This window comes from Streptomyces paromomycinus, assembly GCF_003865155.1.
GTDB classification, from domain to species: Bacteria; Actinomycetota; Actinomycetes; order Streptomycetales; family Streptomycetaceae; genus Streptomyces; species Streptomyces chrestomyceticus.
Window position 1 is genome coordinate 4,281,757 of sequence record NZ_BHZD01000001.1, and the last position, 20,434, is coordinate 4,302,190.

Genomic DNA, 20,434 nt, shown 5'->3' on the forward strand with positions numbered 1-20,434 from the left:
GAGCTTGATCCACCGTCCTACGACCCTAGGAGCCCCGTGATCCGCCGGCCTCTCCGCTCCTGCGGTGCGACCGCCGCGCTCTCCGTCGCCCTGCTGCTGTCCTCCTGTACGAGCGCGACGCGGCTGGACGGCACGCAGGGCGCGGGCAGTGTGCACGACCCGCTCTTCCCCGCCCTCGGCAACGGCGGGTACCAGGTCGGGCACTACGGTCTCGCCCTCGACTACGACGTACGCGGCGGCACGCTGGACGCCACCGCCGAGATCAGCGCCACCGCGCAGGCCGACCTCGCCTCCTTCCAGCTGGACCTCCAGGGGATGAAGGTGCACGGCGTGCGGGTGGACGGCGAGACCGCCGAGTTCTCCCGCAAGGGCCACAAGCTGACGGTCCGCCCGCCCGCGACGGTCAAGAAGGGCGCCACGTTCCGTACGACGGTCGAGTACGACGGCGCGCCCGAGGAGATGACGGACGCGGACGGCGCGACCGAGGGCTGGGTCCGTACGGAGGACGGGGCGTTCGTCGCGGGGCAGCCGGCCGGGTCCATGACGTGGTTCCCCGGCAACAATCACCCCGGCGACAAGGCCGCGTACGACTTCAAGATCACCGTGCCGGACGGGTACACCGCCGTCGCCAACGGCGAGCTGCGCGGCCGCAGGAGCGCCAAGGGCCGGACCACCTTCGAGTGGCACAACGCCGAGCCGATGGCCTCCTACCTCGCCACCGCGACGATCGGGAAGTTCACCGTCGCGGAGTCCCGCACGAAGGGCGGGCTGCCCGTCTACACGGCGGTGGACCCGGCGGAGGCCAAGGAGAGCGCCGGGCCGCTGGGCAAGCTGGACGAGATCCTCGACTGGTCGGTGAAACGGTTCGGCCCGTATCCGTTCTCCTCCGCCGGGGCCATCGTCGACCACACGCCCGAGCGGGTCGACTGGGGCGCGCTGGAGACGCAGACCAAGCCGGTCTACGCGGGGGCGCCGGACGAGGGCACGGTCGTGCACGAGACCGCGCACCAGTGGTTCGGCGACTCGGTGACGCCGAAGACGTGGAAGGACATCTGGCTCAACGAAGGGTTCGCGCAGTACGCCGAGTGGCTGTGGGAGGAGGACAAGGGCGGCCGTACGGCGCAGCAGCAGTTCGACGAGCTGTACAAGACCGCCGAGGACGACGAGGACGACGAGAACATCTGGGCCTTCCCGCCCGGCGACCCGGGCACCGCGGAGAACGTGACCGGCGAGCCCGTCTACAAGCGCGGCGGCATGGTCCTCCAGCAGCTCCGGAAGGCCGTCGGCGACAAGGACTTCTTCGCGATCCTCAAGGACTGGCCCGCCGAGCACCGGCACGGCAACGCCGACACCCAGCAGTTCATCGACTTCTGTCAGGACCGTACGGAGGTTGATCTGGCGGATCTCTTCGACGACTGGCTGTTCGGGGACGGGAAGCCGGACTGGGAGTACTGAGGGAGCGGCGGCCCGGTCGGCATCACCTCACCGCCCCACCGCCCCATTACCTCGGAAGTAATCGACGGAGGCCGGGGCGGCCCGCATCATCATCGGCATGACCAGCACTGATGCCCGCGTCGTCACCGTCGCCACCGTCGCCACCGCCGAAGCCCCTGACGCCGCCGAAGCTCCTGACACCGCCGCAGTCGTCGACGCCTACCTCGCCACGGTCGCGGATCCCGCGGCCACTCCCGAGCGCATCGCCGCGCACTACGGGGAGCGGGTCGACTGGATGTGCGCCGACAACCCGGCGGTGCCGTGGCTGCGGCCGCGCGCGACGCGGGACGACGTCGCGGCGCACTGGCGCGAGCTGCGCGAGCACACCGTCGCGGGCGCGGGCGGCGCGTCGGTCGACGCGCTGGTGATCTCGGGGCCGGAGGCCGTGCTGACCGGGCAGCTCTGGGGGACGGTGCGGGCCACCGGCAAGCCCTTCCGGTCGCCGTTCGCGCTGCGGTTCACCGTCGAGGGCGGCGAGATCGTACGGCACCACGTCTACGAGGACAGCCTGGCGATCGCCGCGGCCTGCGCGCCCGGGGAGTGAGGCGGTCGCGGTCGCGGCCCCGGACGTGAATCGCCGGGCGGTCGTTACCCGCGCTTCTTCTTCGCCTTCGTCGCCTTCTTGGCCGCCGGGTTGCCCGTGCGGGCGTTGCGGCGACGCTCGTAGCGTTCGCGTTCCGCCTCGTACTCGGCGCGCCGTACCCCTTCCCCCGGTGCCTCGACGAGGCTGCGGCAGAAGTAGGCGAGGAGAGAGCCGATGAAGCCGATGAGCAGCAGGCTCTGGGCGGAGCGGTCGGCCGGGCGGTCGGGGGCCGGGTCGGTGGCGGGGCGGGTCAGGCGGTCCCAGGTGCGGCGGAAGGCTACTGCGCTGCAGATGGCGAAGCAGGCCACGATCAGGATGTTGAGGAACGAGCCGACCTCGGCGATCTCCAGGCCCTGGAAGGCGAAGCGCAGCACCAGCGCGCCTGCTGCGGCGAGCGCCAGGGAGCCGATGGCGGCGCCGGCCCGGCGCAGGCCGTAGCCGCCGTCGTGGTGCACCCAGGTCGTCCCGAAGAAGCGGATCTCGGCCGGCTCGGGGCCGGACCGGTCCGGGGTGGGACGTGTCTCGTCGCTCATGGGGTCGATTATCCCCGGTGAGCCCAGCGCGGAACGGTCGGTAGCATCCGCCTGTACATGCCAATCGGGGGAAGGCGCGGGATGCGCAGGCGATATGCGGCACGGGGTACGGCGAGGCGGCAGATCGCGGCGGTCGGGGCGCTGTCCCTGCTGGCGGTCGCCGTTGCGGGGTGCGGTGACGCTGCGCCGGGGGCTGCGGGAGGCGCCACCGCCGGCGCCCGCCCCACGGCCGTCGGCGGCCACCCCGCAGTCGGAGGGACGCCGGATGCCGGTGGGACATCCGCGGAGCCGCGCCCTCTGACGGGAGCGCAGGTGGCCCGGGCGATGCTCTCGACCATCGATCTGCCGGTGGGCTGGTCGGTGGCGGAGGAAGATCTGTCGCCCGCGGTGGAGAAGGACGACCACGGTGTTCAGGACCTGAAGGGGGACGCGGCGTGCGACCGGGTGGTCGCCGACTCGTTCCGCGCCGTACGGCCGAGCGCCGTCGTCAGCCGGACGATGGAGAACGGCATGGCCCGGTCCTCCCTGATGTTCGAGGTCAAGGCGTACCCGGACGTGCGGGGTGCCGGGCAGCAGCTCGAACAGGTCAGGCAGTTGCGGCGGGCGTGCGCGACGGCGAAGGCGGGCCCGTACGCGGTGAGCTACGGGGTGCTGAGCGCGCCGCGGCGCGGGGACGAGTCGGTGGGCGTCCGTCTGCGGGTGGGCGGCAACCGGTTCGACGAGATCGTGATCCGGGTCGGCACCAGCGTCACCGTCGTCACGTTCCCCGGGGTCACCGGTGACGACGGCGGTCTGGTGGAGTCGGTCACGGCCCAGGCGGCGGAGAAGCTCCGGCAGGCCGCCGGCTGAGATGCGGTACCGGCGGGGCGGCGTCCGGCCGGGCCGCGGCTGCCGCGGCGTGCCGGGCCGGACACGGCACGCCGCGGCCCGGCCCGTTCAGTTCGCGCAGCGCGGTGCCACGAAGCCGTCGCTGCCGGTGCGGACGTAGGTGTCCGAGACGTACTGGCCGGGGGCGATGCAGTCCCAGATGTCGTTGGTGCCGTACGGGCCGCTGACCCGCTCGCCGTTGCGCTGGCAGCGGATGGCGACCCGCGCCCCGTACGGGAGCTGCCGTACAAGGGAGCTGCGGCTGCTGGGGCCGCTGCGGACGTTGAGGCGGTAGCCGGGGGCGACCGGGTAGGTGGCCGCGGTCGCCGCCATCGCCTGAACGGCGATGCCCTCGGCCTCGGTGACGGCCTCCGCCTCCGCGACCACCGCGGCCTCGTCCGCGACGGTGCTCGCGGACGTGTCTGCCGTGGTGCGCGCGGCGGTGCCGGCGGTGTTCTCCGGTGTGCTGGTCATGCGGACTCCCCCGTTGGACGGTCTCCGTGTGGACGAACGGTCCGGCCGGCCCGTACGCGGGTCACGGCGGCGCCGGTTCACCGCGCACGCTAGCAAGCCTCACCTGGCCCGTACGCACCATCGACTAGGCTCCGTGCGTCGCATCTGCGGCCCATGGACACGGGGGTGGGGAGATGCCGCCGCTGCGCGGTTCCGGAACGGACCCGGAAGCGGAACGTCCGCTGTACGCGGGCCGGTACCGCCTGGACGCACGCCTGGGCGCGGGCGGGATGGGTGTGGTCCACCTGGCGCGGTCGTCGTCGGGGCTGCGCCTGGCGGTGAAGGTGGTGCACGCCGAGTTCGCCCAGGATCCCGAGTTCCGCGGCCGGTTCCGGCAGGAGGTGGCGGCGGCGCGGCGGGTGAGCGGCGCGTTCACCGCGCCGGTCGTGGACGCCGACCCGGACGCCGAGCGGCCCTGGATGGCCACCCTCTACATCCCCGGGCCGACCCTAGGCGACCAGGTGAAGCGCACCGGGCCGCTCGCTCCCGACGAGGTCCGCAGGCTGGCCGCGGGGCTGGCCGAGGCGCTGCGCGACATCCACCGGGCGGGCGTGGTGCACCGCGACCTCAAGCCCGGCAACGTGCTGCTCGCCGCCGACGGGCCCAAGGTCATCGACTTCGGCATCTCGCGTCCGGCGGACAGCGAGATGCGGACCGAGACCGGCAAGCTGATCGGTACGCCGCCGTTCATGGCGCCCGAGCAGTTCCAGCGGCCGCGCGAGGTGGGGCCGGCGGCGGACGTGTTCGCGCTGGGGTCGGTGCTGGTGCACGCGGCGACCGGGCGGGGGCCGTTCGACTCGGAGAGCCCGTACATCGTCGCGTACCAGGTGGTGCACGACGAGGCGGACCTGACGGGGGTTCCGGAGGACCTGGCGCCGCTGATCCGTACGTGTCTGGCGAAGCGGCCGTCCGACCGGCCGACTCCGGACGTGCTGATGCGGATGCTGCACACCGAGGGGCCCGTGGAGGCCCACGGCGGCGTGCTCACGGGCGGGCCCGCTCCCGAGGAGGCGCGGGTTCCGGCGCAGCGGCAGCCCGCGCACGTCGTCTCCGCGCCGGCCGGGCCCGGAGCGGCCGGTGCCGGGGCCGCTGGCACCCGGGCCGCTGATGCCGCGGCGGCGGACACGCACGTACGGGCCGCCCGTCGCACGGAAGCTGAACCGGCAGCGGCAGCAGCACCGGAAAGAACGGAAGCCGAAGCGAAACCGGAACCGGAACCGGAGGCTGGACGGAACGCAGAGGGCAAGGCGGCGAATTCCGCCGAGCCCCCAAAAGGGAACGCCGCGCCCCCGGAATCCGCCCCCGCCCCGCGCCGCCGCCGCTGGGCGGCCTGGGCCGCCGTGGCCGCCGTGCTCGCCGGGGCCGGCATCTTCGCGGGCGTACGGGTCCTGGGTACCGAGGACGCGCCCGCCCTTCAGACGCACACCGCCGACAGCGCCACCGGCCGCACCGGCGACACCACCGCCGCGGCCTTCCGCCCGTGGCACACCCAGCTCGTGCAGCGGCCCGCCGGCCACCCGGCCGAGATGCCGTTCTGTGCGTACGGCGCTTCCGCGCTGTTCTGCGTCGAGCGGGGGCTGAAGGCCGCGCGGGTGGACGCGGAACACGGCGCGGTGACGTGGCGGCGGCCGGGCGAGCCGGTCCGCAAGAGCGACATTCCGCCCGGCGCGCCGGTGTTCTCGGGCGGGCTGCTCCACGTACGGTCGCCGGACGGCAAGCGGCTGGACGCGCTGGACCCGTCGGCCGCGGGGCAGGGCGCGGTGCGCTGGAGCAAGGACCTGAGCGGGTACGACGCCGAGGTCCGGTTCGTGGGCGGGACGATTCTGCTGACCGCCCCGGACGGCATGATCACCGCCCTGGACAGCGCCACCCACCGGGAGCGCTGGCACCACCGGTTCCCGGCCCAGCCGCTGGGCCAGTTCACCGCGTACGGGGACGGCCGTACGGCGTACGCCGCCACCGTCTCGGCCGACGGCACCTCCACCGTCGTCACCGCGATCGACCCGGTGCGCGGCTCCCTACGCTGGGAACGCCGGCTGCCCGGCTCGCTCACCCCGGCCGGTACGGGCGCGTCCGGCTCGCTCTACCTGACCGCCGCCGACCCGCTGCTCGTCACCCGTACGTCGGCCGTCGTCCGCTACGACCCGGCGACCCACCGGGTGCGCCGCCTCCCGCTGGACGCGCCGGTCGACGACGCGGCGGGCGTGGTGCGCGGCGAGACGATCTACGTGCTCGCCACCACCGGCGGCACGCTCCAGGCCGTCGGTGACCGGCGGTGGAGCGTGGAGACCTCGGTGAGCCGGGGGTCGGTGCCGGTGCTCGACCCGAAGGACGAGCGGCTGTACTTCACCGGTGCCGACGGCCGGCTGCTGGCCGTGGACACCCGGCGCGGCGCGCTGCTCGGCCAGACGCCGCCCAGGCTGGCCACCGGCCGCAGCGGCTACCTGGAGAAGCTGCCCGCGCCGCTGCCGGACCCGCGGGGCGGGCGGATCTACGCGGCGGCTCCGGACGGCTCGGTGTTCGCCGCCAACGCGGAGAACCCCGCCCGCTGGTGAGGCGGGCGGAGCCCTCAGGAGGCGTTACGGAGGGGGCTCAGCCCAGCTTCGTCACGTCGCGCACCGCGCCCTTGTCGGCGCTGGTGGCCATCGCCGCGTACGCGCGAAGGGCCTGCGAGACCTTGCGCTCGCGCTTCTTCGGCGCGTACACGCCGCCCAGCGCCTCCCGGCGGGCCGTCAGCTCGGCTTCCGGCACCAGGAGTTCGATGGTGCGGTCCGGGATGTCGATACGGATGCGGTCGCCGTCCTCGACCAGGGCGATGGTGCCGCCGGACGCCGCCTCGGGCGAGGCGTGGCCGATGGACAGGCCGGAGGTGCCGCCGGAGAAGCGGCCGTCGGTGACCAGGGCGCACGCCTTGCCCAGGCCGCGGCCCTTGAGGAAGGACGTCGGGTAGAGCATCTCCTGCATGCCGGGGCCGCCCTTGGGGCCCTCGTAGCGGATGACGACCACGTCGCCCTCCTTGACCTGCTTCCCGAGGATCTTCTCGACGGCCTCCTCCTGCGACTCGCAGACCACGGCCGGGCCCTCGAACGTCCAGATCGACTCGTCGACGCCGGCGGTCTTCACGACGCAGCCGTCCTCGGCGAGGTTGCCCTTGAGGACCGCCAGGCCGCCGTCGGCGGAGTAGGCGTGGGCGAAGTCGCGGATGCAGCCGCCCGCGGCGTCCGTGTCGAGGCTGTCCCAGCGCTCGGACTGGGAGAAGGCGGTGGCGGAGCGCTTGCAGCCGGGGGCCGCGTGCCACAGTTCGACGGCCTCGGGGGACGGGGACCCGCCCCGGACGTCCCAGGTCTTGAGCCAGTCGGCCATCGAGGAGCTGTGCACGGTGTGCACGTCCTCGTTGAGCAGCCCGGCCCGGTACAGCTCGCCCAGGATGGCGGGGATGCCTCCGGCCCGGTGCACGTCCTCCATGTAGTACGTGCCGCCGGGGGCGACGTTCGGCGCGACCTTGGCCAGGCAGGGCACCCGGCGCGAGACGGCGTTGATGTCCTCCAGGTCGTAGTCGAGACCGGCTTCCTGGGCGGCGGCCAGCAGGTGCAGGATCGTGTTCGTGGAGCCGCCCATGGCGATGTCCAGGGCCATGGCGTTCTCGAAGGAGGCGCGGGAGCCGACGCTGCGCGGCAGGACGGTCGCGTCGTCCTGGTCGTAGTACCGCTTGGTGATCTCCACGACCGTGCGGCCGGCGTTCTCGTACAGCGCCCTGCGGGCGGTGTGGGTGGCCAGCACCGAGCCGTTGCCGGGCAGCGACAGGCCGATGGCCTCGGTCAGGCAGTTCATCGAGTTGGCGGTGAACATGCCCGAACAGGAGCCGCAGGTCGGGCAGGCGTTGTCCTCGATGCGGAGGATGTCCTCGTCCGAGACGTTCTCGTCGACCGCGTCGGAGATCGCGTTGATCAGGTCCAGCTTTCGGACCGTGCCGTCGACGAGGGTGGCGCGGCCGGCCTCCATGGGGCCGCCGGAGACGAAGACGGTGGGGATGTTCAGCCGCATCGCGGCCATCAGCATGCCCGGGGTGATCTTGTCGCAGTTGGAGATGCAGATCAGCGCGTCCGCGCAGTGCGCCTCGACCATGTACTCGACGGAGTCGGCGATCAGATCGCGGGACGGCAGGGAGTAGAGCATGCCGCCGTGGCCCATGGCGATGCCGTCGTCCACCGCGATGGTGTTGAACTCGCGGGCGATGCCGCCGGCCGCCTTGATCGCCTCGCTCACGATCCGGCCGACCGGCTGGAGGTGGGTGTGGCCCGGCACGAACTCGGTGAAGCTGTTGGCCACGGCGATCACGGGCTTGCCGAAGTCCTCGCGCGCTACGCCCGACGCCTGCATGAGCGCGCGGGCGCCGGCCATGTTGCGGCCATGGGTGACGGTGCGGGACCTCAGCTCGGGCACGTGGATCCACTCCCTCGGGTGTGTGTACATCTCTCGTACGCCCAGTGCGCGTACGGACGTGAATCAGTCGAGCCTACGCCCCGGCTCCAAGATCTGGACAGCTTCTCCGGCATGTGAGACGGACGACCGCTGGGCGGACACCGGCCGCGAGCGCGCCCGCCCCGGTCAGGGCCCGGTCAGGTGCTGCTGCACCACCGGCGCCACCCGGGCGACGATCCGCTCCGGGTCCGCCGAGGCCAGCGGCTCCAGCTTGATCACGTACCGCAGCATCGCCGTCCCCACCAGCTGCGCCGCCGCCAGCTCGGCCCGCAGGTCCGCGTCCGGGACGGCCGGCTCGCCGGCGATCCGGCGCAGCAGCTGGCGGGCGACGAGCTTGCGGAAGACCGCGGCGGCCACGTCGTTGGTGAGGGCGCTGCGCACGATCGCCAGCAGGGGCTCGCGGGTGACCGGGTTCTCCCAGACGCCGAAGACGAAACGGGTCAGCCGCTCGCCCACACCGTCCAGGCCGCCTTCGAGGACGGCCTCGGGCGCGTTCAGAGCGGGCGCGAAGGACATCTCGACGGCCGCCGCGAAGACCTGCTCCTTGGTGCCGTAGTAGTGGTGGACCAGGGCCGGGTCCACGTCCGCGGCCTTGGCGATGCCGCGGACCGAGGTCTTCTCGTACCCGCGGGCGGCGAACTCGGCGCGGGCCGCGGTCAGGATGCGCTCCCGGGCACCGGGCCCGTCCCCGGCCTCCGTACGGGGCGGGCGGCCGCGCCTGCGGGCCGGGGCCGTACCCCCGGCGCCGGTACCGCCGCTCGTCACGACCCCGGCACCCACGTCGGCGACGCCAGGTGCAGCCGGGTGAAGGCCAGCGCCTCCGCGAGGTCCGCCTCCCGCTCGGCCGCGGACATCGCGCGCCGGGTGTTGACCTCCACGACGACGTGCCCGTCGAAGCCGGTGGCGGCGAGCCGCTCCAGCAGCTCGGCGCAGGGCTGCGAGCCGCGGCCCGGCACCAGGTGCTCGTCCTTGTTGGAGCCGTTGCCGTCGGCGAGGTGGATGTGCGCGAGGCGCTCGCCCATCCGGTCGACCATGTCCAGGGCGTCGCTGCGCGAGGTGGCGGTGTGCGAGAGGTCGACGGTGAAGTGCCGGTAGTCGTCCTTGGTCGGGTCCCAGTCCGGCGCGTACGCCAGCATCTCGCGGTCCCGGTAGCGCCACGGGTACATGTTCTCGACGGCGAACCGTACGTCCGTCTCGCTCTCCATCCGCCACACTCCGCGTACGAACTCGCGGGCGTAGTTGCGCTGCCACCGGAAGGGCGGATGGACGACCACCGTCGAGGCCCCGAGCTTCTCCGCGGCGTTCCGCGCGCGCTGCAGCTTCACCCAGGGGTCCGTGGACCACACCCGCTGCGTGATCAGCAGGCACGGTGCGTGCACGGCCAGGATCGGCACCCCGTGGTAGTCGGAGAGCCGCCGCAGCGCCTCGATGTCCTGGCTGACCGGGTCGGTCCACACCATGACCTCGACGCCGTCGTAGCCCAGGCGCGCGGCGATCTCGAAGGCCGTCGCCGTCGACTCCGGATACACCGAGGCCGTGGACAGGGCGACCTTCGCATCCGGGATGCGCACCACTGGCTCCGTCACGAGGGACAGGGTACGGGCCGCCGCCGACGGGTGTCGGCCACGCCCCTACCTCGCGGGCAGGTGGTCGAGGTGGCGCAGGATGACGCCCTCGCGCAGCGCCCACGGGCAGATCTCCAGCGTGCGCACGCCGAACAGGTCCATCCCGGCCTCCGCCACCAGCGCCCCGGCGAGCAGTTGGCCCGAGCGGCCCTCGGAGACACCGGGGAGCCTGGACCGCTCCGCGCCGGTCATCCCGGCCAGCTTCGGCACCCACTCCTCCAGCGCCTTACGGTCCAGCTCACGCTGGGTGTAGAGCCCCTCGGCGGACCGGGCGGCACCGGCGATACGGGCCAGCTGCTTGAAGGTCTTGGAGGTGCCGACCACGTGGTCGGGCGTGCCGAAGCGCGTGAAATCGCTCACCACCCGGGCTATTTCGGCCCGTACGCGCTTGCGCAGCGCCCGGATGTCCTCCGCCTCCGGCGGATCGCCCGGCAGGTCGGCCGCGGTGAGCCGGCCAGCGCCCAGCGGCAGCGACACCGCCGCGTCCGGCTCCTCGTCCAGCCCGTACGCGATCTCCAGCGAGCCGCCGCCGATGTCCAGCACCAGCAGCCGGCCCGCCGACCAGCCGAACCAGCGGCGGGCCGCGAGGAACGTCAGCCGGGCCTCGTCCTCACCGGACAGCACCCGCAGTTCCACGCCGGTCTCCCGGGCGACCCGGCGCAGCACCTCCTCGCCGTTGGACGCCTCGCGGACCGCGGAGGTGGCGAACGGCAGGACGTCCTCGACGCCCTTGTCCTCCGCGACCTCGACCGCCGCCCGTACCGTCGCCACGAGCCGGTCCACGCCCGCGTCACCGATCGCGCCGTCCTCGTCGAGAAGTTCGGCCAGCCGCAGCTCCGCCTTGTGCGAGTAGGCGGGCAGCGGGCGCGCACCCGGGTGCGCGTCCATCACCAGCAGATGGACCGTGTTCGACCCCACATCGAGGACTCCGAGTCTCATACCGTCGAACCTACTGCGGGCGGCCGGGAACCGACGGCGAGCCCCCGACCGTGGAGCGACTTCGGCAGCGGCCGGTCGCCTTAGGCTGGAACAGTGGCTAAGACGAACAAGGCGAAGCAGGAAAAAGCCCTGAAGAAGGCGGAAAAGCAGCGTGCCGCGCGGGCGGCGGCGCAGGCACAGGGGGCTCGGGCCGACGAGGTCGGCGGCCTGGACTTCGCCCGCGCCTGGGTCACCTTCCCCGACCCCGCCGACGACGAGCAGGTCTTCCGCTGCGACCTGACCTGGCTCACCTCCCGCTGGACGTGCATCTTCGGCAGCGGCTGCAAGGGCATCGAGGCGGGCCGCGCGGACGACGGCTGCTGCACGCTCGGCGCGCACTTCTCCGACGAGGAGGACGAGCAGCGGGTCGCGGAGCACGTGGCGCGCCTCACACCGGACCTGTGGCAGTTCCACGACGTCGGCACGTCCACCGGCTGGACCCAGGAGGACGAGGACGGCGACCGCCAGACCCGGCGCTGGAAGGGCTCGTGCATCTTCCAGAACCGCCCCGGCTTCCCGGCCGGGGCCGGCTGCTCGCTGCACATCCTCGCGCTGCGCGAGGGCCGCGAGCCCCTGGAGACCAAGCCGGACGTCTGCTGGCAGCTGCCGGTCCGCCGTACGTACGAGTGGATCGACCGGCCCGACGACACGCGGATCCTGGAGGTCAGCATCGGCGAGTACGACCGCCGCGGCTGGGGCCCCGGCGGCCATGACCTGCACTGGTGGTGCACGTCGGCGACGTCCGCACACGGCGCGGGCGACCCGGTGTACGTGTCCTACGGGCCCGAGCTGACCGAGCTGATGGGCAAGGAGGGGTACGACCGCCTGGTGGAGCTGTGCGAGGAGCGGCTGGCGGCGACGCTGCCGATGGCGCCGCATCCGGCGGACCCGAAGTAGGGGCCGCGCGCCCCTGCGGCGGTCACTCCGCGGACGGGGTGGGGGACGGGCTCGGGCCCGTCGTCGGCTCCTGGGTGGTGGGTGTGGGCGTCGGGCTCGGCGTCGGGGATGTCGGCGGCTCGCCGGTCGGCTCCCGCGTCGGGGTGGCCGGTGCCGTCGGCTCGGGCCGGGGGCCGGGACCCGTCGGCCTCGGGTGCCCCGGCCAGTGGCCGCTGTTCCCCTGGCCCCACCCCTCCAACGTCACCGTCGTGCCCCCTGGTGCCAGGGTGACCCGCGCGTTCCAGTAGCCGTCCGGTTCCCGGCCGTGGTCCACGGACACCAGAAGCGTGGTGGACTCCCCCGGCCGCAGTACGCCTGCCGCGGCGCTCAGCCGGAGCCACGGCGCGCCCGTCCGCGCCGACCAGTGCACCGGCTCCCCGCCGGACGCGGTGAGGGTGACGGCCGTGGCTGCGCCACGTGGTGCGGCGGTGACGGTCAGCCGCCCGGGGCCGGTGCCGGAACGGTCCGGTTCGCCGGGCCGCAGCAGCGTGCCGTCCGCGCCCACGACCTGCACCGAGACATCGGGGCCGGCCGGCCAGTTGCCCGTCGACAACAGGTGCGGCGCGGTGGGCGTACGCGCGCTGCCCGCGTTCTCGTACGGATGGCCGTCGAAGGGGCCGCTGCCCGGGTCGCCGGCCGACACCGACGGGCCCTCGCTCTCGCCGGTCAGGGGCGCGCCCCGGTAGGCGGCCCACAGGGCGAGCACCGGCGCCGCGAGAACGGTGGCGATGACGGTCGTGGTCACGGCCCGGGTGCGCAGCCGGCGTCGGCGGGCCGCCGGGTCCTTGGGCCGGACGGGGAATCCGCGCCGGTCGTAGCGTGGAGAACCGTTTGCGCCACCCGTGCGCCCCGCACGCCCGGAGCGTACGAAGACGCCCGCGCCCGCCACTCCTTCGGCACGCCCCGAACGCGAATCCCGCGCCGCCGCCATGGCGGTGCGCACGGCCGTACGCGGAGCGGTGACCAGCGGCAGCGCGCCGTGATCGAGGGGCGCGGTGCCCGGCCAGGGCCCGTGCGCGGTGGCCCGCTCGGCCGTACGGCGGCACTCCGCGCAGTCGTCCACGTGCCGGACCAGCTCCCGGCGCAGGGCGCCGCCGAGCAGCATCTGGGTGTCGGCCGCCAGCTGCGCGACGTCCGGGCAGCGGCCGAACTCGACGACGGTGAGCGCGGCACGGGTGCGCTCGACCTCGCAGGCGGCGGTGGCCAGGAGGGCCCGGGTGGCGTCGGTGTCGCCGCCGAGGACCGCCGCGACCTCCTCGGCGGACAGGCGGTGGCGTACGGACAGCTCCAGCGCCTCGCGCTGTTCGGGGGTCGTCCCGGCGGCTTCGGGCCAGGCCAGCCCGGCCAGTTCGCGCCGCTGCCGGGCCGCTTCGGCGGCCTCGCCGGACGGCCCAGGGATGGCGGGCGCGGCGCCCGGGGCGGACGACGCTCCGGTGCCGTACGTCGTTTCCGTGCCGGGGGGGGTGTGCGTGGCGGAGGTCGTTCCCGTGCCGGAGGTCGTTCCCGTGCCGGGCGGGGTGGGAGTGCCGGGCGCCGGGCCGCTCTCGGGCGCCGGGCCGCCGTCCGGTACGCGGTCGACCAGCCGCCGCAGGCAGGCCCACCGGGCCAGTGCGTACAGCCAGGACCGGTACAGGCCGGGATCGGGCGGCCGCCGGCCGTGGTGCCGTTCGGCGACGGCGAGCACCTCGCCGAGGACGGCGGTCGCCGCGTCGTGCTCGCACAGGACGGACAGACAGTAGGTGAACAGCCCGTCCAAGTGGGGCTCGTACCGCTCGGGAAGCCGCGGCCGGTCATGGCGCTGAGCGGCGGCGCCACGGCCGGCGGCCGCCCGGTGTGCGCCGGTGGCGTGCGTGGGGTGATCGGACCTGCTGCTCATCACCCGGCGACGGTAGGCGGATGATGCAGGCACTATCGCGCCGCATGGACACTTTTAATCCATACGGGTGATGTTCTCCCTCAAAAGGGGACACCGGAGCCGGGTTTCACGTGCGTCGCGGAGACACATACCCCGATCGCGGGCCCCGTCCGCCCCCCACGGCACGCCCGAGCGCCCGCCCCCGCCGCCTCCCGGCCCCTGCGCTGTCACACCCCGCGACTACGGTGAACTCCATGGCGACTCGTAAATCCTCGGCCAAGGAGCGGCCCTCGTACCGCTGCACCGAATGCGGCTGGACCACCGCGAAGTGGCTCGGCCGCTGCCCGGAGTGCCAGGCGTGGGGCACCGTCGAGGAGTTCGGCGGCGCGCCCGCCGTACGGACGACCGCGCCCGGCCGTGTCACGACGGCGGCCCTGCCCATCGGCCAGGTGGACGGCCGCCAGGCCACCGCCCGCTCGACCGGTGTCGACGAGCTGGACCGCGTACTGGGCGGCGGCCTGGTGCCGGGCGCCGTGGTGCTGCTGGCCGGCGAGCCCGGCGTCGGCAAGTCCACGCTGCTGCTGGACGTGGCCGCCAAGGCCGCGAACGCCGACCACCGCACCCTCTACGTGACGGGTGAGGAGTCCGCGAGCCAGGTGCGGCTGCGCGCCGACCGCATCGGCGCCATCGACGACCACCTGTACCTCGCCGCCGAGACCGACCTGTCCGCCGTCCTGGGCCATCTGGACTCGGTCAAGCCGTCGCTGCTGATCGTGGACTCCGTCCAGACCGTGGCCTCGCCCGAGATCGACGGCGCGCCCGGCGGCATGGCGCAGGTCCGCGAGGTCGCCGGTGCCCTGATCCGGGCGTCCAAGGAGCGCGGCATGGCGACCCTGCTGGTGGGCCACGTGACCAAGGACGGCGCCATCGCGGGCCCCCGCCTGCTGGAGCACCTGGTCGACGTCGTACTGAACTTCGAAGGCGACCGGCACGCCCGGCTGCGCCTGGTGCGCGGTGTGAAGAACCGCTACGGCACCACCGACGAGGTCGGCTGCTTCGAGCTGCACGACGAAGGCATCACCGGACTCGCCGACCCGTCCGGCCTCTTCCTGACCCGCCGCGACGAGCCGGTGCCCGGTACGTGCCTGACGGTCACCCTGGAGGGCCGCCGCCCGCTGGTCGCCGAGGTGCAGGCGCTGACCGTCGACACGCAGATCCCTTCCCCCCGCCGCACCACCTCCGGCCTGGAGACCTCCCGCGTCTCGATGATGCTGGCCGTACTGGAGCAGCGCGGGCGGATCGCCGCCCTCGGCAAGCGCGACATCTACAGCGCCACGGTCGGCGGTGTGAAGCTGACCGAACCGGCCGCCGACCTCGCCGTGGCGCTCGCGCTGGCCAGCGCCGCCAGCGACAGCCCGCTGCCGAAGAACCTGGTCGCGATCGGCGAGGTGGGCCTGGCGGGCGAGGTCAGGCGGGTGACGGGGGTGCAGCGGCGGCTGGCCGAGGCGGCCCGGCTCGGCTTCACCCACGCCCTGGTCCCGGCCGACCCGGGCAAGATTCCGGCGGGCATGCGGGTGCTGGAGGTGGCCGACGTCGGCGAGGCGCTGCGGGTGCTGCCCAAGCGGCCGCGCCGGGAGCCGCCGCGCGAGACGGCCGCGGCCGGATAGCCGCCGGTGACGACGCTCCGCGCGGGGCGGCGGCCGCGCCGTCGGCCCCGCCGGTCAGGCGTGCGCGCGCGGCGGACGCGCGGGGACACGGCCGCCGCGCGGGCGGACGGCGTGACTTTGCAGACAGCCTCTAGCCTGGGCGCCGGTAGACTTTGCCCCGGTCTCGCCTGTCAATGAAGTCATGCCGTCGGCCCGCGCAGCCCGTGAGCTGCGTGACCAAGGCATCTGCCGGGCGGCCTGCGGCACCGACAGACCTTGCGACGGAGGAGTGCAGTGGCAGCCAACGACCGGGCATCGTCGTCTGGTGGCAGGTCCGGTTGGGGGCCGCCCGCCCGCAGGTCGGGCGACAGCGGCGGCACGGAGGGCCTGATGCGCGCCTCGCTGAGCGCCGTGGCGCCCGGCACCGCGCTGCGGGACGGCCTGGAGCGCATCCTGCGCGGCAACACGGGCGGTCTGATCGTCCTCGGTTTCGACAAGACCGTCGAGTCGATGTGCACCGGCGGCTTCGTGCTGGACGTGGAGTTCTCCGCGACCCGGCTGCGCGAGCTGTGCAAGCTGGACGGCGCGCTGGTCCTGGACAAGGACATCACCAAGATCCTGCGGGCCGGTGTGCAGCTGGTCCCGGACGCCTCCATCCCCACCGAGGAGACCGGTACCCGGCACCGCACCGCGCAGCGCGTCTCGATACAGGCCGGCTTCCCGGTCGTCTCGGTCAGCCAGTCGATGCGGCTGATCGCGCTGTACGTGGACGGTGAGCGCCGCGTCCTGGAGGAGTCGGCGGCGATCCTGTCCCGCGCCAACCAGGCCCTGGCGACGCTGGAGCGCTACAAGCTCCGGCTGGACGAGGTGGCCGGCACGCTGTCCGCGCTGGAGATCGAGGACCTGGTCACGGTCCGGGACGTCACCGCGGTCGCCCAGCGGCTGGAGATGGTGCGCCGGATCGCGACCGAGATCGCCGAGTACGTGGTCGAGCTGGGCACGGACGGCCGGCTGCTCTCCCTCCAGCTGGACGAGCTGATCGCGGGCGTCGAGCCGGAGCGCGAGCTGGTGGCCCGCGACTACGTTCCCGAGCCGACGGCCAAGCGCTCCCGTACGGTGCCGGAGGCGCTGTCCGAACTGGACGCGCTCAGCCACGCCGAGCTGCTGGAACTGCCCATCGTGGCCCGCGCGCTGGGGTACAGCGGCTCGCCCGAGACGCTGGACTCGGCGGTCTCGCCGCGCGGCTTCCGGCTGCTGGCGAAGGTGCCGCGGCTGCCGGGCGCCGTCATCGACCGGCTGGTCGACCACTTCGGCGGGCTGCAGAAGCTGCTCGCGGCGAGCGTGGACGACCTCCAGGCGGTGGACGGGGTCGGCGAGGCCCGCGCCCGGTCCGTACGCGAGGGCCTGTCCCGGCTGGCGGAGTCGTCGATCCTCGAACGGTACGTGTAGGCGCGCGGCGCCGTACCGCGTGCGGGCGTCCGGACGCCCGCACGCCGCCGGCCTCGGCTCACCCCCGCAGGAACGCTTCCTCCTTCTCCGGCGCCAGCCCGACCGGCTGCCGGGGCCGCAGCGGGGGCGGGCCGTCCAGCTTCCGGAGCCACGTCCAGGTGTCGGCGACCGTTTCCGCGGCCGGCCGGCAGCGCAGCCCCGCCGCGTGCGCCTTGGCCGGGTCGCCGCGGTGGATGGCGTCGTACAGCTCACCCGGCGGCAGCCAGAGGGGCAGCTCGGTCCAGGGGGTCAGCCCGGCCGCGAGGACGTCCTCCGGTCCGTGCCAGCGCAGTTCGGCGTCGGAGCCGGTGACCTGCACGCAGCACTCCAGCAGCTCGCCCATCGTGGTGTGGCCCGGCTCGCTGATGAGGTTGTACGGGCCGGACAGACCGGTCTCCGCGGCGTGCAGGACCCACTCGGCCAGGTCACGGACGTCGATGTACTGCAGGCCCAGGTCGCGCGGTCCGGGCGCGAGCACCGGTCCGCCGCGGGCGATGCGCGTCAGCCACCAGGGCAGCCGGCCGATGTTCTCCCAGGGGCCGAGGATCAGTCCGGCGCGGGCCAGCACCGTACGGTCCTCCCCGAAGGCCGCCAGCGCGGCCAGTTCGCCGCCGCGCTTGTCCTCCGCGTACGCCACCGCGTCCGCGTCCGGGGAGCCCTCCACCAGCGGACTGGCCTCGGTGTGCCCGGGTCCGGCCGGGTGCCGGTACACCGAGCCGGTGGACACGTACACGTACCGTCCGGCCCGGTCGGCCAGCAGCCGGGCGGCGTCGCGCACCGCGGTCGGCGCCCAGGCCCAGGTGTCCACCACGGCGTCCCAGGTGCTGTCGGCGAGCGCGGCGAGGGTGGCCGGGTCGGTGCGGTCGCCCCGTACGGCGGACGCCCCCGCCGGCGCTGCGTGCTGTCCACGGTGGAAGACCGTCACCTGCCAGCCGCGGGCCAGCGCCGCTTCGGTGACCGCTCGTCCCACGAACTCCGTTCCGCCCAGTATCAGTAGCTTCATGGAGCCGACTGTCCCCGATCACGGGCGGCAGTGGAACAGCTCACGCTCACAGCGCAATCGGTACCGTCCCGGCCCGGCCCGCCGTGCCGGGAAGGCCTCTTGGCAGTGGGTCAGTCCTTGGCCAGGGTGAACTCGGCGCGTACCGCGTCCAGTCCGCCGACCTTGGCCTCGACCTGGTACGTACCGGGCCCGACGGCCTTGGCGGCGGCCGTCGCGCACTCCGAGTTGCTGGGCTTGCGGTCCCATTCCACGGTCCGCTTGACCGAGCCGCCCGCAGGCACCTGCACGGGCGCGGTGCCGCCGCCGCCCGGCGGGCAGTCGCCGGAGGACCACACCCGTTCGTCGTCGGTGGGGCCGCTGATGGTGAGGGCCGCGTAGCCGCGCCCCAGGTCCACCTTGCAGGCGCTGTCGGCCGAATTCTCGATCGTGACCTCGAACGTGGGCGTCTCGCCGGGCGCGTAGGTCTCCTTCAGGCTGCGCAGCGTCAACTCGGTGCTGTCGGCCGCGCAGTTCGCGAGCGCCGAGCCGGCCGCCACGGCGCCGTCACCCTTCCCTATGGGGCCGCCGCCACCGGCGCCCGAGGCGCCGCCACCGCCCGTACCGCCGCCGGAGCCACCCGTGCCGGCGCCGCTGCCGGCCGCGCCTCCGGAGCCGGTGGCGGAGCCGCCGCTGCCCGACTCGTCGCGGCCGCCCGGTTTTTGGTCGTTCCCGGAATCCGTCGCGTTCGGGCCCGGTGTGATGGACGTCGCGGGTCCCGGCCCGCCCCGCCCCTTGCCCTCGTCGCCGGTCTTCCCGTCGTTGCCGGTCCAGTTGACGGCCCACACCACCAACAGGACGAGCATGACGAGGACGGCCAGCGCAACGGCCCTCCGCCGCCAGTAGATGGAGGAGGGAAGCGGCCCGATCGGATTGCGCAGAGATCCCACGCGGAAACTCTACGAGAGATCAGGTGTCACACCGGCCAGTACCCGCCGCAGGAAGCAGCAACTTTTCACATCATCTTTCCGGAGCGGGGCGCGGTGGCTCCGGCGCGGCGGCCCCGAAGTGATCCACGGCGGGCCGCCGCCCGGCCCGCACCCGCCCCCGGCCACCCACTTTCGTCAGGGGTTTCCCCCGACGGTGGTCAGGTGCGGCTTTCCCGTAACAGTCCGTACCGTATGCGTTCATGTACAGCACCGATCTCTATCGCGACGTCACCGACTTCGCGCACGACACTCCCGGCTGGGTCCACTCACTGGCCGCGGGAGGCACCGAAGGCGGCATCCTGCTGCTCATGGCCCTGGCCGTAGTCGGCTGGTGGCGGTCCCGGAAGGGGGAGGAGCGGCTGGTCGCGCTGGCGATCCTGGTGCCGATAGCCACGGCGGTCGCGTATCTGGTGAGCGAGATCGTCAAGAGCTTCGTGAACGAGGAGCGGCCCTGCCGGGCCGTGGCGGGCGCCGCCGCCTCCATCGTCCCGTGCCCGCCCCAGGGCGACTGGTCCTTCCCCAGCAACCACTCCACGATCGCGGCGGCACTGGCCGTCGGCATCGTCTTCGCCTGGCGCGCGCTGGCCTGGCTGGTACTGCCGATCGCGCTGCTGACCGGCTTCTCGCGGGTGTTCGTCGGTGCGCACTACCCGCACGACGTGGTGGCCGGCCTGGCGCTGGGCACTCTGACCGCCACGCTGTGTGTGACGCTGCTCGCCGGGCCGCTGACCTCTCTGGTCGTGCGCCTGGGAGCGGGACGCTGGAAGATCCTGGTACGGGCCTGACCGGTCCTCCCGGGGCAGGGGCGCCCCTCGGGGCGCCCCTCGGCAGGCCGTGGCCTCACGGCGCGTGCCACTCCTCCTTGTGCCCGAAGCCGCGGCCGTTGTCGATCAACCGCAGCCAGGTCGGGCGGACTTCCCAGAGTGCGGTCCGTTCCAGTGCCGCGCCGAGCCGTTCGTCGGCCGCGACGAACGGGAAACGCTCCAGGTACGTACGCCACCCGGCCGCCCGGTCCGCGCCCGCCAGCCGGTGGCAGGAGCCCCGGCCCTGCACCCCGGTCAGCGCGGTCCACTCCTGGCCGTCGCGCTGGGCCGTGAAGGCGACGCGGGCGCCGTCCCCGGCGTCGGCGGCCCGTGCGAAGGCCCGGCCGTGCCGGGTCGAATCGGCGGTGACCAGGACGAGGGAGGGCGCCGGCCCGTCCGCGGTGGCGTAGAGCACGGCGCACGCCTGCGGGCCCTCGTCGTCGGTGTACGCGAGGGTCAGCGTCGTATGGGCGGCCAGGGCCCGGCGGATCGCGTCCGGGCAGTCACCCTCGGTGGTCGCCGTGGTGGTCATCGCCGTTCTCCCGCCGGTCCCGTCGTTGTCCACATCATGGGGACATCCTCGTCCCTCCCGTTCCGCGTGCCTTCAGTGGCCCTGCCGGGCCCGGGCCGGACCGGCCCGGCGTTCCCGCGAGCGGGTGGGCG

18 protein-coding genes are annotated in these 20,434 nt (G+C 73.9%); 8 read left to right on the forward strand and 10 right to left on the reverse strand.

What is annotated here, in order from left to right; genetic code table 11:
• The first annotated feature begins 36 nt into the window (after positions 1-36).
• A complete protein-coding gene (locus OEIGOIKO_RS17780; RefSeq protein ID WP_125054895.1) occupies positions 37-1,455 on the forward strand; it encodes a M1 family metallopeptidase in 1,419 nt (472 codons plus the stop codon).
• Between the two features lie 97 nt (positions 1,456-1,552).
• A complete protein-coding gene (locus OEIGOIKO_RS17785; RefSeq protein WP_125054896.1) occupies positions 1,553-2,038 on the forward strand; it encodes a nuclear transport factor 2 family protein in 486 nt (161 codons plus the stop codon).
• Between the two features lie 44 nt (positions 2,039-2,082).
• Here OEIGOIKO_RS17785 and OEIGOIKO_RS17790 read toward each other — a convergent pair whose 3' ends face one another.
• Positions 2,083-2,610 carry a hypothetical protein gene (locus OEIGOIKO_RS17790; protein ID WP_125054897.1) on the reverse strand — a complete coding sequence of 176 codons (528 nt, stop codon included), beginning with the start codon at positions 2,608-2,610 and terminating at the stop codon, positions 2,083-2,085.
• A 324-nt stretch (positions 2,611-2,934) separates the two neighbouring features.
• On the opposite strand from OEIGOIKO_RS17790, the gene OEIGOIKO_RS17795 reads away from it, so the two are divergent.
• On the forward strand, positions 2,935-3,459 hold the full coding sequence (locus tag OEIGOIKO_RS17795; RefSeq protein WP_125054898.1) for a hypothetical protein: 525 nt from the start codon (positions 2,935-2,937) through the stop codon (positions 3,457-3,459).
• 87 nt (positions 3,460-3,546) lie between these two features.
• Here OEIGOIKO_RS17795 and OEIGOIKO_RS17800 read toward each other — a convergent pair whose 3' ends face one another.
• The gene (locus tag OEIGOIKO_RS17800) at positions 3,547-3,951 is read right to left on the reverse strand and encodes an SH3 domain-containing protein (protein ID WP_125054899.1); all 405 of its coding nucleotides are present in this window, start codon (positions 3,949-3,951) and stop codon (positions 3,547-3,549) included.
• Between the two features lie 173 nt (positions 3,952-4,124).
• On the opposite strand from OEIGOIKO_RS17800, the gene OEIGOIKO_RS17805 reads away from it, so the two are divergent.
• Complete coding sequence (locus OEIGOIKO_RS17805) at positions 4,125-6,545, forward strand: protein kinase domain-containing protein (RefSeq protein ID WP_125054900.1); 2,421 nt, start codon at positions 4,125-4,127, stop codon at positions 6,543-6,545.
• A 37-nt stretch (positions 6,546-6,582) separates the two neighbouring features.
• Here OEIGOIKO_RS17805 and ilvD read toward each other — a convergent pair whose 3' ends face one another.
• The 4 genes from ilvD to OEIGOIKO_RS17825 all read right to left on the reverse strand — a co-directional run bounded on the left by ilvD (position 6,583) and on the right by OEIGOIKO_RS17825 (position 11,036).
• Complete coding sequence (gene ilvD, locus OEIGOIKO_RS17810; RefSeq protein WP_125054901.1) at positions 6,583-8,433, reverse strand: dihydroxy-acid dehydratase; 1,851 nt, start codon at positions 8,431-8,433, stop codon at positions 6,583-6,585.
• Between the two features lie 165 nt (positions 8,434-8,598).
• Positions 8,599-9,237 carry a TetR/AcrR family transcriptional regulator gene (locus tag OEIGOIKO_RS17815; RefSeq protein WP_125054902.1) on the reverse strand — a complete coding sequence of 213 codons (639 nt, stop codon included), beginning with the start codon at positions 9,235-9,237 and terminating at the stop codon, positions 8,599-8,601.
• Positions 9,234-10,046 carry a sugar phosphate isomerase/epimerase family protein gene (locus OEIGOIKO_RS17820; RefSeq protein ID WP_125058761.1) on the reverse strand — a complete coding sequence of 271 codons (813 nt, stop codon included), beginning with the start codon at positions 10,044-10,046 and terminating at the stop codon, positions 9,234-9,236. Before OEIGOIKO_RS17820 ends, OEIGOIKO_RS17815 begins: the two co-directional genes overlap by 4 nt.
• Positions 10,047-10,103: 57 nt before the next feature.
• Complete coding sequence (locus OEIGOIKO_RS17825; RefSeq protein ID WP_125054903.1) at positions 10,104-11,036, reverse strand: Ppx/GppA family phosphatase; 933 nt, start codon at positions 11,034-11,036, stop codon at positions 10,104-10,106.
• Positions 11,037-11,129: 93 nt separating this feature from the next.
• On the opposite strand from OEIGOIKO_RS17825, the gene OEIGOIKO_RS17830 reads away from it, so the two are divergent.
• Entirely contained in the window at positions 11,130-11,972 is an 843-nt protein-coding gene (locus OEIGOIKO_RS17830; RefSeq protein ID WP_125054904.1) for a hypothetical protein, read from the forward strand.
• 22 nt (positions 11,973-11,994) lie between these two features.
• On the opposite strand, the gene OEIGOIKO_RS17835 is transcribed toward OEIGOIKO_RS17830, so the two are convergent.
• Positions 11,995-13,887 carry a sigma-70 family RNA polymerase sigma factor gene (locus OEIGOIKO_RS17835; protein WP_125054905.1) on the reverse strand — a complete coding sequence of 631 codons (1,893 nt, stop codon included), beginning with the start codon at positions 13,885-13,887 and terminating at the stop codon, positions 11,995-11,997.
• 233 nt (positions 13,888-14,120) lie between these two features.
• On the opposite strand from OEIGOIKO_RS17835, the gene radA reads away from it, so the two are divergent.
• Together radA and disA are read left to right on the forward strand one after the other, a co-directional pair.
• Positions 14,121-15,533: a DNA repair protein RadA gene (radA, locus tag OEIGOIKO_RS17840; protein WP_125054906.1), complete on the forward strand. Its 1,413-nt coding sequence runs from the start codon at positions 14,121-14,123 to the stop codon at positions 15,531-15,533.
• 273 nt (positions 15,534-15,806) lie between these two features.
• The gene (gene disA / locus OEIGOIKO_RS17845) at positions 15,807-16,961 is read left to right on the forward strand and encodes a DNA integrity scanning diadenylate cyclase DisA (RefSeq protein WP_031005685.1); all 1,155 of its coding nucleotides are present in this window, start codon (positions 15,807-15,809) and stop codon (positions 16,959-16,961) included.
• Positions 16,962-17,019: 58 nt separating this feature from the next.
• On the opposite strand, the gene OEIGOIKO_RS17850 is transcribed toward disA, so the two are convergent.
• Both OEIGOIKO_RS17850 and OEIGOIKO_RS41620 read right to left on the reverse strand, forming a co-directional pair.
• Positions 17,020-18,003: an NAD-dependent epimerase/dehydratase family protein gene (locus tag OEIGOIKO_RS17850; protein WP_125054907.1), complete on the reverse strand. Its 984-nt coding sequence runs from the start codon at positions 18,001-18,003 to the stop codon at positions 17,020-17,022.
• Positions 18,004-18,113: 110 nt separating this feature from the next.
• Complete coding sequence (locus OEIGOIKO_RS41620) at positions 18,114-18,929, reverse strand: hypothetical protein (RefSeq protein WP_170251739.1); 816 nt, start codon at positions 18,927-18,929, stop codon at positions 18,114-18,116.
• Positions 18,930-19,168: 239 nt separating this feature from the next.
• On the opposite strand from OEIGOIKO_RS41620, the gene OEIGOIKO_RS17865 reads away from it, so the two are divergent.
• The gene (locus tag OEIGOIKO_RS17865; RefSeq protein ID WP_125054910.1) at positions 19,169-19,753 is read left to right on the forward strand and encodes a phosphatase PAP2 family protein; all 585 of its coding nucleotides are present in this window, start codon (positions 19,169-19,171) and stop codon (positions 19,751-19,753) included.
• 55 nt (positions 19,754-19,808) lie between these two features.
• Here OEIGOIKO_RS17865 and OEIGOIKO_RS17870 read toward each other — a convergent pair whose 3' ends face one another.
• Positions 19,809-20,303 (reverse strand): pyridoxamine 5'-phosphate oxidase, encoded by a 495-nt coding sequence (locus tag OEIGOIKO_RS17870; protein ID WP_125054911.1) that lies wholly within the window; start codon positions 20,301-20,303, stop codon positions 19,809-19,811.
• Positions 20,304-20,434: the final 131 nt, after the last annotated feature.

What these genes read in the sequence shown, in the direction of transcription:
- OEIGOIKO_RS17790 (WP_125054897.1), bottom strand. Translation starts at nt 2,610, where the DNA reads ATGAGCGACGAGACACGTCCCACCCCGGACCGGTCCGGCCCCGAGCCG.
- OEIGOIKO_RS17785 (WP_125054896.1), top strand. Translation starts at nt 1,553, where the DNA reads ATGACCAGCACTGATGCCCGCGTCGTCACCGTCGCCACCGTCGCCACC.
- OEIGOIKO_RS17805 (WP_125054900.1), top strand. Translation starts at nt 4,125, where the DNA reads ATGCCGCCGCTGCGCGGTTCCGGAACGGACCCGGAAGCGGAACGTCCG.
- OEIGOIKO_RS17795 (WP_125054898.1), top strand. Translation starts at nt 2,935, where the DNA reads ATGCTCTCGACCATCGATCTGCCGGTGGGCTGGTCGGTGGCGGAGGAA.
- radA (WP_125054906.1), top strand. Translation starts at nt 14,121, where the DNA reads ATGGCGACTCGTAAATCCTCGGCCAAGGAGCGGCCCTCGTACCGCTGC.
- OEIGOIKO_RS17850 (WP_125054907.1), bottom strand. Translation starts at nt 18,003, where the DNA reads ATGAAGCTACTGATACTGGGCGGAACGGAGTTCGTGGGACGAGCGGTC.
- OEIGOIKO_RS17825 (WP_125054903.1), bottom strand. Translation starts at nt 11,036, where the DNA reads ATGAGACTCGGAGTCCTCGATGTGGGGTCGAACACGGTCCATCTGCTG.
- OEIGOIKO_RS17865 (WP_125054910.1), top strand. Translation starts at nt 19,169, where the DNA reads ATGTACAGCACCGATCTCTATCGCGACGTCACCGACTTCGCGCACGAC.
- OEIGOIKO_RS17835 (WP_125054905.1), bottom strand. Translation starts at nt 13,887, where the DNA reads ATGAGCAGCAGGTCCGATCACCCCACGCACGCCACCGGCGCACACCGG.
- OEIGOIKO_RS17870 (WP_125054911.1), bottom strand. Translation starts at nt 20,303, where the DNA reads ATGACCACCACGGCGACCACCGAGGGTGACTGCCCGGACGCGATCCGC.
- OEIGOIKO_RS17800 (WP_125054899.1), bottom strand. Translation starts at nt 3,951, where the DNA reads ATGACCAGCACACCGGAGAACACCGCCGGCACCGCCGCGCGCACCACG.